Source organism: Pedococcus bigeumensis, assembly GCF_039531795.1.
GTDB lineage: Bacteria > Actinomycetota > Actinomycetes > Actinomycetales > Dermatophilaceae > Pedococcus > Pedococcus bigeumensis.
The window spans coordinates 520,710-533,101 of sequence record NZ_BAAAQS010000001.1; the positions used below are offsets into that span (position 1 = coordinate 520,710).

The following is a 12,392-nucleotide window of genomic DNA, read 5'->3' on the forward strand; positions in this document are numbered from 1 at the left end:
CCTTGCGTTTGAGAGGCCACACCCGGCTGTCGTTCGACCGCGCGGATCGATCCGTGCGCGGTGTGCCCCACGCAGTTGTTCTGCTTGCAGACTCTTTCTCCCCTTTGAGGTGACTCGTCCATGTCCGCCATCCCGTCGTACCCGCTGTTCGACCCGTCCGACCCGGTCTTCCGGGCGCACGAGGGCGGCAAGCTCGGGGTACACGCCACGCAACCACTGCGGGACCGCGCCGACCTGGCCCTGCTCTACACGCCGGGGGTGGCCGACGTCTCGCGCGCGATCGCCGTCGACCCGGCGCTGGCCGCCCGCTACACCGCCCGTGCCAACACGGTGGCGGTCGTCACCGACGGGACGGCCGTCCTCGGGCTGGGCGACATCGGACCGCTCGCTGCCCTCCCCGTGATGGAGGGCAAGGCGGTGCTGTTCAAGCACTTCGGGGGCGTCGACGCCGTGCCGGTGTGCATGGACTCCGGCACGGTGGAGGAGCTGGTCGAGGCCATCGCCCGGATCGCGCCCACCTACGGCGGCATCAACCTCGAGGACATCTCGGCCCCGCGCTGCTTCGAGATCGAGCGGCTGCTGCAGGAGCGCCTGGACATCCCGGTGTTCCACGACGACCAGCACGGCACGGCCATCGTCGTCCTGGCCGGCCTGCTCAACGCGGCCACCGTCGTCGGCCGCTCGCTGGAGTCGCTGCGCGTGGTCGTCTCGGGGGCCGGCGCCGCCGGAGTCGCCGTGACCAAGCTGCTGGCCCGCGCCGGCGTCGAGGACATCGTGGTGTGCGACTCGCGCGGCATCATCGCGCCGGGCCGTGACGACCTGGCCGACCACAAGCGCCGCCTCGCCGCCACCACCAACCCCCGCGGCCTGTCCGGTGGCCTGTCCGACGCCCTCGTGGACGCCGACGTGTTCGTCGGGGTCTCCGGTGGGCGGGTGCCCGAGGAGGACGTCGCCCGGATGGCCCCCGACGCGATCATCTTCGCGCTGGCGAACCCCACTCCCGAGGTCCACCCCGACGTCGCTGCCCGGTATGCCGCGGTGGTCGCCACCGGGCGCTCGGACTTCCCCAACCAGATCAACAACGTGCTGGCCTTCCCGGGGATCTTCCGCGGCGCCCTCGACTCGGGCGCCCCGCAGGTGACCGAGTCGATGAAGCTGGCGGCGGCGCACGCGATCGCCGGGTTGGTCGAGCACCCGACCGCCCAGGAGATCGTGCCGAGCGTCTTCGCCCCGGGCGTGGCCGACGCGGTCGCGGCCGCGGTGGCGAAGGGTGCCTGAGCCCACCGGCTGGTGGCGTCAACCGCCCGACTGAGCTTCCTCGACCATGCGCCGGCCGAACATCGCCAGCCGTTTCTGGGCCTCGTGCTGGTCGAGGGGCAGCAACGAGCCGCGCGTCGCCAGTGACTTCTCGGGCACCGGGCGCAGGTCGTCAGCCTGACCTCGAAGCCACTCGATCTCGACGGGTAGCGGGCGGTCCGCATCGGCCACCACGTGCACGTCACATCCCGCGGCCAGCGCGTCGATGATCGCCGTGGACGAGACGCCGATCGCCCGGGCGCAGTCGGTCGTCCAGTCGTCGGCATTCAGCTGGACACAGCTGTCGACGGCAGACGCCACCCGGGACCACCCCGCGTCCAGGGGTGCGGTCTGTAGTGGGTGCAGGCGCAACACGGTGCGGTGGCCCAGTCGCCGGCCGTCCTCGATGGTCGAGAGGAGTCGTCCGACCTCCGCGTCTGAGAGCGCTTCCTTCGAGCTCAGCACCAGCCAGGTAGTGGCCCCGGCGGCGGGAGCGGGGCGGGGAGCGGCGAGGCGTCCGACCACCTCCGCGTGGCCGGCGCCGTGCGCGCGGAACCAGTCGGCCTGGACGGTCGACCACGCGAGGACGCTGTCGGCCAGCACCGGCAGGTAGCTCTTGGAGGGTGATCCGTGCACAAGCGTGGCGGTGGGGATACCTGCGTTCCCCGCGGCGACGACGAGCGGCGCCATGGCCGGGCCCCGGTCGAAGTCGACCACGACGAGCCGGGCTCCCGACGCCTCCAGCCTTCGCTCGGCCAGGGCGAGCCGGGCAGCCTGGGCAAGCCGCAGGTATAGCCATTCGACTGGTCCGCAGTCCCGCGCCGCACCTTCTGGGCGGCGCGACCCGCGTCGGCTGGCTGACCAGGCGGCCCACAGGTCGCGGGGGCCGACGTGCCGGGCCAGCGAGAAGGGGCTCAGGGACGGGAAGTCCCGCGCGTCCCCGTGCAACCCCCGAGCGAGCCGGGCGTCGCACCAGGTGTCACAACCCACCCCTCGGAGAGCTGCCGCGGCCAGGTTCGCCTGCTCCGCCCCGTGCTGGACCGGCGACCCGATGCCCAGGACCACGGCCTGGCCTCGGGCGGGAGGTCCGGCGGTGCGCAACAGCGAGCCGGCGATGAGGACCACGAGGGCGGTCGCGGCCCCGAACTGCCTGCGGCGAAGGGCGGTCAGGTCGTCCACGCCGAGGCAGTCGAGCACGAGCTGGAGCTGGCCGGAGGTGCTCATCGTCGCCGTCTCGGGGCCACGCGGCGCAGTTGGGCCCGCAGCCACCGTCCCCTACCGAGTGCCGACGCGGCGGCGGCGTTCGCGACCGCGCGGGCGTGCCCGACGTGCCACCTGACCGAGCCGATCGACTCACCGGATGCCGGGAGCGGGCCGGCCATGGCTGTGGAGTCCGGGTCCGCCGCGTCACGGACGGCAGCGGCAGTGGCTTCGAGGTAGCCGAACCCGTGGGTCTGGTCCGGCTGCAGATAGGCACCCTCGGCCCACTCGTTCCAGGCATTGATGAAGACCATTCCACGGCCCTGCCGGTCTTGCCGCTCGCGCCGCAGGGCCTGGGTCAGCCAGGCGCGGAAGATCTCGGGCGTGTGGCCGATGAAGACCGTGGCCGAATGTCCTCGGCGTGCCGAGTTGTCCCAGGCAGGCATGACCCCTCGGTAGCGGACGAACGGTGCGGGAGACCGCCTCAGGGCGTTGCGAGCCACCTTGCGATAGCTCAGGAGGCGGCCGCGGAAAGCCTTGTCCAGGCCCTTGGGTGGCAGCAGCTGGGCGCTGGCCAAGCCACTCTGGGACACCGGCGGGAACTCGGCCAGCGCGTCGAAACCCCACTCCCGGGGGTCGATGCCCGCCCGCGTCTCGGACGCCACAAGGTGCAGCCCGGGGAGCCCGTCCTCGTGGGCCAATCGCCGCCACTCGGCTGCGTAGGCGGCGGGATCCGGGAGCAGGTCGGTGCGGTGGACGAGGAGGACCGGCCGGCCGTCCTGCGTCAGGTAGTGCTTGGCCTTGAGGTAGGGCCTGAACGCGTCGTAGACCTCGCGGGCCGTGTCGGGACCGTAGTCCTGCCCGACGAGGACCTGGGAGTCACGGCCGTCCCAACGCCTCGTCCAGTTCTCGTTCGCCCACGAGATGCAGAACGGCGTGGGGGAGTCCTCCATCTCCCGGTACAGGTCCAACGGCCGCTCGAGCAACCGCTGTCCACCCTCGAACCAGTAAAAGTAGATGCAGAAGGCGTCGACGCCGTAGCGATGGGCGAGCTCAGCCTGTGAGCGCAACTCGGCGGGGTCGGTGAGATCGAAGTAGTGCTCGTCGTGGGGGACTCTCGGGTGGTCATGTGCCTCGAAGGCTGGGGTCGCCTTGCGGGTGTTGGTCCACTCGGTGAATCCCTCACCCCACCACTCGTCGTTCTCCGGAATGGCGTGGAACTGGGGGAGGAAGAACGCGATGGTGCGCGGGCTCGTCGGGTTTCTCACGGTCGTCGCCTCCGGCCGGCTCGGCGTCCTGACATGATCTGCAGGAGCACTCCGACGAAAACCGCTGCGAGCAGGTAGTCCAGGACGCTCATGATCGAGCCGCGCAGGACGATGAACAGGAGCGCGCCCGTGGCGGCATCGGTGGGCCCGGGGGTCCACCCGGACCTCCCGAGCGAGCCCCTTCTCAGCCACTGGAGCCACAGCCCCATCAGCGCACACACCCCGAGGGCGCCGCCGATCCCGCCGAGGAGGTAGCCCTCTCCTTGCAGAGGCATCGAGACGTTGGTGAACGTCATTCCGGTTGCTGTGCCCACCACGCTCCCGCTGCCCACCTTGGGGAAGTGGCGGGCGAGGCCGGGCACCCAGTAGAACAAGGCTGAGCCTGCTTGCTCGCCGGGGGACTGGAGCCCGCTGTTGCCCGCGTCCTTGGCCTCGACAGCGCGCGCCGTCATCTCGAACGCGTCGAAGTCGCCGGTCGCCAGGGTGCTCCTGGGGGAGGCGACGGTGAAGGTGTGGGAGCCCGTCCCGTCACCCCTCCAGAGGTCCAGGGAGGGGAACACGAACAACAAGCCCAGGACCATTCCTGCCGGGAGGAGGCGGGCCACCAGGTTGCGGTTGAGCAGGGCGCAGACGAGGGCCACGCCGAAACACGCGGTGAGGAAGCGCGAACCGATGAGCGGGTTGTTGGCGACTGCGCCGGCGATGACGCTCAGGACGACGGCAAGCCACGAGCAGTGCCTGTGGCGACGCAGCCAGAGCAGGGCGGCGGGCAGCACCATCCCCAGCGCAGTGGCCAGGAAGAACGCGCTCCCGAGGCCCGGGCGCCCGACAGCCTGGGCGAGTGCTGCCTTGAACTCCTCGCGGCCGTTCACCATGGCGTGCGGACCCAGGTAGCCGACGAGCAGGAGAGTGGAGACGAGCTGCAGTCCGACCAGCGCCCAGGCGATCGAGGGGGTCCCGGCGAGGCGGCTGCGCACCGCGTGGTCGGTCCTTGCGAGGGTCACCCGCTGCCAGGGCAGTCGGGGGACGAACGAGAGGGTCGCCATCACCGCGAACCCGAGCAGGGCGATCCACGCGACCTTGGTCACGTGGCCGGTGCTGAAGCTCCCGTGCCAGGGATAGCGACCTTGCGCGCCCTGCAACGCCCCGGTCATGCCGAGGAAGACGAAGGTCCAGGCGGCCATGAAGCTCTGTGCGTAGGAGAAGCGCTGGACCCAGACGGAGGCCACGAGCACTCCGCCTGAGGCGAGCAGCAGCCCCAGCACCGGGAGCTTGAGGGAGGTGGGCTGGGCTGACCGGAGCAATACGGCAGCAGGGTCCCAAGCGGTGATGACCACCACGAGAAGGCTGAAGGCCGCGATCCACGCCCGGGCGCCCGCGCAGCGCAGCCACGCGAGCGCAGCGGCAGGCTTCACAGTTCGTCCTCTCGTACGGTTGCGGAGCTTGCAGTGGTGGCGGCGGCCAGTGCCAGCGACGCCGCCCTCAGTGGCGGGGACTGACGGCGCGCGGCGGTGGTGATGATCGACGCGGCCAGTCTGAACCTATGTGTGCCGGCCCAGAGACGCAGGGCTACCGCCTGATCCCGGTCAGGCACGGTCCGGGAAAGCAGGGTACCTGCCATACGACGTCGCCACTCGAGCCGTTCGCCGAGGACAGCCAAGGCTGCGCCGCCCTGCGCAGCCAACCGGATCCGGCGCACGCGCGAGATGACGGGCTCGTGCTCGGACTCTCCGATCACGTTGGCGCCGTGCTGCACGTAGTCCTGCACGACCTCGTCGACGAAGGTCGCGCCACCCATGACCTTCGCGCAGAGCCCGAGCCAGTGGTCGTGGTAGGCGCCGTCGGCTGGTTCGGGGAAGGGGAGGCACACCTCGAGCAGCTCTGCCCGGAAGGCGCTGAAGCTCCCCGTAACCTGGTTGTCGACCAGGAGTGCGGACACCGGCACGTCGCGACGGTGGGTGCGCTCGGGGAGCAGGTTAGGTCGGCGCACCATCGCCTGCCCGCTGACCAGCGCTGCTCCCCGGAGGTGCGGCAGGAGGGTGGACAGCTTCGCGGGGTACCAGTAGTCGTCCTGGTCCGCCAGGGCCACCCAGGTCGCCTCGCGGGGAGCGGCGGCGAGGCCGCGCTCGAAGTTTCGGTAGAAGCCGACCCGTTCCAGGGACCCGACCACGGTGAACCGACTGTCGGGACCGACGAGGCGCTTGACCATGGCCTCGACGTGGTCCGGCTCGCCATCGGCCGTAATCACGCAGGTCCAGTCCTCAATCTCCTGGTCGGCGATCGACCTGAGCTGTCGGCCGAACCGCTCCGAGTCGGGCTGGTAGGCCGCCAGGACGATGCACCCGGGGCCGGCCAGCGGGTCGAAGTCAGGCATTCATGCCCCGCAGGTGGGCGAGCGCCCGACGTCGTGCCATCAGGCAAACGAGGACGAGCGCGGCGGTGAGGAGGATCCGTGCCGGGTAGCCGGAAGGGCTCGTCGGCAGGAGCCCGGTCAGGGATAGCATCGCGATCGCGGCACCGGCGATGACCAGGAGTGAGCGCTCGCTCCACCGTTCTCTCGAAACCCGGCGGCGGACGATCGCCAGGGCGGCCGCCTGCAGGCTGTAGAACACCAGCGGGATGAGCGTCAGTCCAGCGAGCCCGACGACGTGGCGCAGCAGCAGCCCCGCCAGGGTGGCGACGGCCAGGTTGATCGGGGTCAGCCAGGCGAGCGCGCTCGTGCGGCCGGAGCTGAAGACGAGGTGGACGTTGCACAGGTACACCAAGGTCGGCACCGACGTTGCGACCACGAGTGAGACCGACCAGATCGGGGCACCGGTGAGGAAGGACTCTGGCGCGAGGATGCGAAGGGCAATGGGAGACAGCAGGGCGGTGACGAGTGACAGCACGCAGACCCCGACGAGCATGAGCCGCGAGGTGGTGGCGACCACGTCACCGCGGGTCCCCTCGCGCGCGCCATACACCGTCGGCGCCCAGGCGTTGTTCAGGGCTCCGAGCGCGAGCGCGGGTGCGGACCCCACGAGGAGGATCAGCTGCAGCTGACCCGCGGCGTGGCTACCGCTGGTGCGGTTCGCCAGCAGCACGACCGCGCCGGGGACGAGCAGCAGGGCGAGGCTGTGGGGGACTGTGGGCAAGCCCACGAGCAAGGCGTCCTTGAGGTCGGAGCTGGCCCGGTTTGCCCGTCCCGCGAGGGTGCGGCCCTGGCGGGCGAGGTCGACCAGCATCACGGCCAGCACGGCCAGGTAGGCGGCCGACAGTCCGAGCAGGTAGGCCGCGGCCTCGTGTTGCTGGCGCGCCAGGAGGAGGCCGGAGGCCTGGGCGACGATGGACAGCGCGGCCGAGCCCGCGACGAATCGCCACGGCTGGTACCGGGCCCGCACGAAGGCCTGGTAGGAGGCGGTGACGGAGAGCGCGGCGCCACCGAGGACCGCGAAGCCGGCCGCGACGGACCACGGGCGGGCCGTGGCCGCGGACACCCACAGGGGAGAGGTCAGGGCGCCGAGGACCGCCACGGCACCCGCGACGCCGGCTGACTGCCACACCAGTCTCGCGGCACCACGCAGTCCGGACTGCTCGATGAGCGCGTGCCGGGTGATGGCGCCGGGCAGGCCCAGGGTGGCCAGCAGGCTGAGCGTCTGGATGATGACCAGGTGGGTGGCCACGACGCCGTACTCAGCGGGGCCAAGGGCACGGGTGATGCCCGGTGTGATGATGACGGCCGTCAGCACGGGCGCCACGCTCGCCACCGCATAGATGGCGCCGTGCCGCGCCGTCCGCATCGCGGTCGAAGCATGCGGCATGGGCACGGTGGGGACGTCGGGGCTCTCGTCGTCGCCGAGTGAGGAGGTCACTGCTGCAGGTCACCTCGCTCGTCAGGGGACGGACTGGCGTGCGGGCGCGTCACGGCGGAGACGGTCAGGGCAGCACACATGAGCAAGGCTTCCTTGCGTGAGCGTCGGAGCTCGGGTGCCACCAGCCAGAGCTTCGACACCGAGCGGAGCCGATTCTCCCGCAGGAGGGCGATCGGTCGCTCGTCGTGGTCGAGGAGGGCGTCGGCGACGGCAAGCACCTGCCTCCTGAACCACCCGTCATTCAACGCCCGCAGCCGCGCCACGGCTCCTCGCGCCCCCACATTCGCGCCCAGCTGGTTGGCTCCATGCTGGCGGTACTTCATCGAGGGCTCGGGGTCGATGAACCAGCGTCCGCCTCCGGTGCGCACCCAGGCGTAGACCAGCCAGTCGTGGTACTCGACGCGTTGCTCGGCGTCGGGGTGCCGACGCAGCCATTCGGCGAACCTCGCCATGGCATCCCGGGTGAGGACGTAGGTGCACCCCGGACCCGCCGAGGAGAAGAGGTGGTCGAACCTGCGCTGGGGCTGGGCCTTGCGCAGTAGCGCCTGCGTGCCGTCCGGGGCCCAGACCACGACGTTGCTCGAATAGGCGTCCACGCCCTCCCTGGCGATCGCGGCGATCGCACGGCTGAGCTTGTCGGTGTGCCACACGTCGTCCTGGTCGCACAACGCCACGTGCGAAACCCCCTGGAGGTCGCCTTCGCGGATCAGCCGGTAGAAGTTCGGCGCGGCCCCGCCGAAGGCGCTCCCGTGGGGGAGGCAGCGCACCCGCGAATCCTCGCGCGCGAGGGTGTCGGCCAGGGACTCGGTGCCGTCGGAGCTGACGTCGACGCTGATCAGCACCCGGACCGAGACTCCCTCCTGCGCCAGCACACTGGCGACCTGCTCGCGCAGGAACAGCGTGCCATCGTGGGCGGCCAGGAGGACGAGGACCTTCGCTGGCGGGTCTACCGACGTCTCGTACCGATGGACGCCCAGGGGCTCGGTGTTCATGCGAGGTGCTGCCAGGCGGGGTGGCGCCGGGTGAGTGACGGGTCTACGGTGTCGAGCCAACCAGGGACCTGGGACTGGCCGAGGGTGAGCATCTCGAGTCGGCGGGCCTGGGCCCAGATGCGTCCCCCCCCGAGGTGGGAGGTCAGGAAGGCTCCGCGGACCGCGCTCCTGACCAGCCTCCTGGGAAGCCTGAGTGGCCGGCGCCCGCCGAGCAGGGTTAGGAACGAGGAGGTGGTGAAGCCCTCCCAGGGCTGGAGGACGATGCGTGGAGGGGCGAGGGTCAGGTCCGTCAGGATCTCCGCCGAGCGCGCCACCTGCCGCACGTGGACCTGTGGCGTGGGGTCCTCGCCGGGTGCAGCCACCACGGCCAGCGGTGATCGGGCGACTCGGGCCACGGACATCGTGACCGCGCGTCCCGGACCGTGCACTGACGTTGGCCTCAGGACCACGGTGGCGTCCCACCACAGCTCGTCGAGCAGGTCCTCGCCGAGCGCCTTCGAGATCGTGTAGGGCGAGGATCCGTCGTGGGTCGAGCTCTCGTCCAGGGGGTTGCGCCGTCCTTGGACACCGGCCGAGCTGACGTGGACGAAACGGGCGAGGCCAGCGCGTCGCGCTGCCTCCTGGAGCACTCCGGGGAGAAGTGAGTTGGCGCCCAGGAGGCCGGGGAGATCCGTCGACAGTGCACTGGCCGCACCGGCGGCGTTCACGAGGACCGCACAGCCGACCAGCTGGTCGGCGACACGTGTGACGACCTCGGGTCGCACGTCCCTGACCAGCCCCGCGACGGAAGGGGTGGCGCTGCGCAGCCGAGGGGCGCGAAGCGGAATCACGGTGTGACCCGACTGCTCGAGCTGGTGGCAAATGGACCGCCCGATGAATCCGGTCGTCCCGACGACACCGACGCGCAGAGCGGAAGTCATCCCACTCCCGGCTTCGCGGCAGTGTGCCGACGCGTGACGAGGTGCCCGAGCGCGGCATACGTCGCGAGTCCGGCGATGGTGACGAAGCCGCCCAGGACGGGGCCGCCGAGCGCCCATGCGGCCGTCACGGCCAGGGCGAGGGACGACGCGAGGAGGGAGACCCTCAGGTGGGACCAGTGGCCGGCCAGGCGCTGGTAGATGTGCTCCCGGTGTGCCGTCATCAAGGGTGCGCCTGCCCGGGCCCGGCGCGCAATCGTCAGCGCCGTGTCGAAGAGGTGCACGATGAGCGGTGCGACGGCCACGGCGATCGGTGCGCCGGCCTGCCAGGCCATGAGGAGTCCGACGCCGACGAGGCCGCCGAAGAGGTAGCTGCCCACGTCGCCGAGGAAGATTCGAGCCGTCGGGATGTTCCAGGGCAGGAACCCGATGGCCGCCCCGGCCGTCGCCGCGCCGACGAGGGCCAGCCCGGCATGGTCGTGCTGACGGCCCAGCACGAACGAGGTCACCCCCCAGAGAGCCATCGTGAAGCCGGTGATCCCGTTGATGCCGTCCACGAAGTTGACGACGTTGACGGCCGTGGGGACCACGACCACCGCCGCCACCACCAGTCCCCAACCAGCGCCGAACGAGAGGCCGATGACCGCGCCGCAGAGCAGCTGGAGGCCAAGGCGCAAGGAGGGGGTGAGGGAGAAGAGGTCATCGGCGAAGCCCACGAGGGCGAGTGCTGCCACGCACGCCATGGCCAGCCACGGCACGTCACCGTGTCTCTGCTGGGCGAGGGCGGCCGCAGCCACCCCGACCGAGCACGCGAGGCCACCGCCACGGGCCGTCACCAGACGGTGGGACGAACGGTGGTTCGGCACATCCAGCACGCCGTTCCTGAGCATAACCCAGCGCACGACGGGGGCCAGCCCCACCGTGACGAGCAGGGACAGTATGAGCGGGACCACCGTCTAGTCGCCCCGGAGCCCGGCGCTCGCGATCACGGACGACGCGCTGTGGCGCCGGAGCCACTCGGACGCCTGGGCGTCGCTGAGGTGCTCGGCGCCGACCACCTCGGACACCTCGATGGCCGGCACGTCGACGCGCGAGACGAGTGGGTGCTGCGTGGACCTCGAGACCTCGTCGGGCGAGAAGAGCTCCTCGGAGATCTTCTCGCCCTGGCGCAGCCCCGTGTAGACGATGTCGATGTCCTTGTGGCCGGACATGCGGATCAGCGTGTGGGCCACGTCGACGATCTTCACCTGGTCACCCATCTCCAGGACCATCACCTCGCCGTCGGTGCCGATGGATGCTGCTTCCAGGACGAGCTGGCAGGCCTCGGGGATCAGCATGAAGTAGCGCTCGACGTCCGGGTGGGTCACCGTGATCGGGCCACCGCGCTCGATCTGGGAGGTGAAGGCGTGCACGACCGACCCGCGGGACCCGAGCACGTTTCCGAAGCGCACGGACACGTAGCGCCCGGGCTCACGGTCGGCGAAGTGGGCGGTGAGCCGCTCAGCGACGCGCTTGCTGTAGCCGAGGACGCACGAGGGCTGCGCCGCCTTGTCGGTCGAGATGTTGACGAAGGTGCCGACTCCGACCGCAGAGGCGGCCGCGAGGACGTTGAGGGTGCCGAGGACGTTGCTCTTCCACGCCTCGAGAGGGTTGGCCTCCAGCAGGGGGAGGTGCTTGAGGGCAGCCGCGTGGAAGACGATGTCGGGCCGGGTCTGCTTGAAGACCTGCTGCATGCGTGGGGAGTCGCGAATGTCAGCCAGCACGACCTCGTCGGTGTCGAGGAGGCCGTTGCCGACCAACGACAGCTGCGTGGTCTGCAGACCTGACTCGTCGCGGTCGAGGAGGTAGAGCTTCGCGGGCCCGAAGCGTGCGATCTGTCGGCACAGCTCCGACCCGATGGAGCCGCCGGCGCCGGTCACCAGCACCGAGCGCCCGGCGATCTGCTCCGCGATGACGGCGGTGTCGAGGCTGATCGGCCGGCGGCCCAACAGGTCGGCGACGTCGACGTTGCGCAGGTCGCTCGCGGTGGGTCGACCACCGATGATCTCGCTCACCGGTGGGAGGGTCAGCACATTCAGGCCGGCCGTCGTGGCCAGCTCGGTCAGCTCGCGGATCGTCGCGGCGTGCGCCTGGGGGAGGGCGATGACCAAGGTGTTCGCGGTGTACTTGTCGGCCACCCTGGCCAGGTCGGCGCGGGTGCCGCGCACCCTGATCCCCTCAGTGCGGAAACGGGCCTTGGCGCGGTCGTCGTCGAGCAGTGCGACGGGAAGGTAGCCGCTGCCGGCATCACGACGCATGCTCCTCGTCAGTCGGCTGCCGGCCTCACCCGCCCCGAAGATGATGACGCGCTCGTGGTCGAGGTCGGTCGGGCGCTTGCGCACCCGCCAGCTCCGGATCAGGAAGCGGCTCGCGAACATCCCCACCAGTGCGAACACCGAGCCCGTGATCGGGACACTGCGGGGCAGGGTCAGCCAGTCGGTGGCCAGGACCACGAGCGCGAGCACGATGCCGGTGACCAGGACCGACTTGAGGATGTCTGCCGTCTCCTCGAAGGAGCCACGATCGTGTCCGATCGCGTAGGGGCCGATGATCGCGCCCGCCAGCCAGAGGGTCACCACCCCAGCAGCACTCAGCCAGGCCATGTCGGGAACGAAGACGCGCGCCAGATGGAGGTCGTAACGCAGCCACATGGCGGCCACGAGCGCGCCGACGAGGATGGCAGCATCCACCAGTGCCCAGAGCCAGCGCGTCACGCGGTGACGCCGTTCCTCGCGCGCAGTGGGCACGTCAGCTCCCCTCCCAGTGGTTCCCGCAAACGGCCAGAGTTTACATGCGGATGGCAACGATCTCGTGCATCCGCCCTGCTCA

General features: G+C 70.7%; 10 protein-coding genes. 1 reads left to right on the top strand and 9 read right to left on the bottom strand.

Annotation, left to right across the window (positions count from 1 at the left end; all coding sequences use genetic code 11):
- Positions 1-120: 120 nt before the first annotated feature.
- The gene (locus ABD262_RS02560) at positions 121-1,278 is read left to right on the top strand and encodes an NAD(P)-dependent malic enzyme (protein ID WP_344130669.1); all 1,158 of its coding nucleotides are present in this window, start codon (positions 121-123) and stop codon (positions 1,276-1,278) included.
- An 18-nt stretch (positions 1,279-1,296) separates the two neighbouring features.
- On the opposite strand, the gene ABD262_RS02565 is transcribed toward ABD262_RS02560, so the two are convergent.
- From ABD262_RS02565 to ABD262_RS02605, 9 genes are all read right to left on the bottom strand, one after another.
- Positions 1,297-2,520, bottom strand: a complete 1,224-nt coding sequence (locus tag ABD262_RS02565) for a hypothetical protein (RefSeq protein ID WP_344130673.1) — start codon at positions 2,518-2,520, stop codon at positions 1,297-1,299.
- On the bottom strand, positions 2,517-3,764 hold the full coding sequence (locus ABD262_RS02570) for a glycosyltransferase WbsX family protein (protein WP_344130676.1): 1,248 nt from the start codon (positions 3,762-3,764) through the stop codon (positions 2,517-2,519). The genes ABD262_RS02565 and ABD262_RS02570 overlap by 4 nt, the downstream gene beginning before the upstream one ends.
- Positions 3,761-5,179, bottom strand: a complete 1,419-nt coding sequence (locus tag ABD262_RS02575) for a hypothetical protein (RefSeq protein WP_344130679.1) — start codon at positions 5,177-5,179, stop codon at positions 3,761-3,763. The genes ABD262_RS02570 and ABD262_RS02575 overlap by 4 nt, the downstream gene beginning before the upstream one ends.
- The gene (locus tag ABD262_RS02580; RefSeq protein ID WP_344130682.1) at positions 5,176-6,138 is read right to left on the bottom strand and encodes a glycosyltransferase; all 963 of its coding nucleotides are present in this window, start codon (positions 6,136-6,138) and stop codon (positions 5,176-5,178) included. Before ABD262_RS02580 ends, ABD262_RS02575 begins: the two co-directional genes overlap by 4 nt.
- Positions 6,131-7,615: a lipopolysaccharide biosynthesis protein gene (locus ABD262_RS02585; RefSeq protein ID WP_344130685.1), complete on the bottom strand. Its 1,485-nt coding sequence runs from the start codon at positions 7,613-7,615 to the stop codon at positions 6,131-6,133. Before ABD262_RS02585 ends, ABD262_RS02580 begins: the two co-directional genes overlap by 8 nt.
- Positions 7,612-8,607, bottom strand: coding sequence for a glycosyltransferase (locus tag ABD262_RS02590; protein ID WP_344130688.1), 996 nt, complete (start codon positions 8,605-8,607; stop codon positions 7,612-7,614). Before ABD262_RS02590 ends, ABD262_RS02585 begins: the two co-directional genes overlap by 4 nt.
- A complete protein-coding gene (locus ABD262_RS02595; RefSeq protein ID WP_344130691.1) occupies positions 8,604-9,527 on the bottom strand; it encodes an NAD-dependent epimerase/dehydratase family protein in 924 nt (307 codons plus the stop codon). Before ABD262_RS02595 ends, ABD262_RS02590 begins: the two co-directional genes overlap by 4 nt.
- Positions 9,524-10,360: an MraY family glycosyltransferase gene (locus ABD262_RS02600; protein ID WP_344130693.1), complete on the bottom strand. Its 837-nt coding sequence runs from the start codon at positions 10,358-10,360 to the stop codon at positions 9,524-9,526. Before ABD262_RS02600 ends, ABD262_RS02595 begins: the two co-directional genes overlap by 4 nt.
- A gap of 120 nt (positions 10,361-10,480) precedes the next feature.
- Positions 10,481-12,310, bottom strand: a complete 1,830-nt coding sequence (locus tag ABD262_RS02605; protein ID WP_344130696.1) for a polysaccharide biosynthesis protein — start codon at positions 12,308-12,310, stop codon at positions 10,481-10,483.
- Positions 12,311-12,392: the final 82 nt, after the last annotated feature.

Excerpts from the sequence above, each read along its gene's own strand:
- ABD262_RS02590 (WP_344130688.1), bottom strand. The coding sequence starts at position 8,607 with ATGAACACCGAGCCCCTGGGCGTCCATCGGTACGAGACGTCGGTAGAC.
- ABD262_RS02560 (WP_344130669.1), top strand. The coding sequence starts at position 121 with ATGTCCGCCATCCCGTCGTACCCGCTGTTCGACCCGTCCGACCCGGTC.
- ABD262_RS02565 (WP_344130673.1), bottom strand. The coding sequence starts at position 2,520 with ATGAGCACCTCCGGCCAGCTCCAGCTCGTGCTCGACTGCCTCGGCGTG.
- ABD262_RS02595 (WP_344130691.1), bottom strand. The coding sequence starts at position 9,527 with ATGACTTCCGCTCTGCGCGTCGGTGTCGTCGGGACGACCGGATTCATC.
- ABD262_RS02580 (WP_344130682.1), bottom strand. The coding sequence starts at position 6,138 with ATGCCTGACTTCGACCCGCTGGCCGGCCCCGGGTGCATCGTCCTGGCG.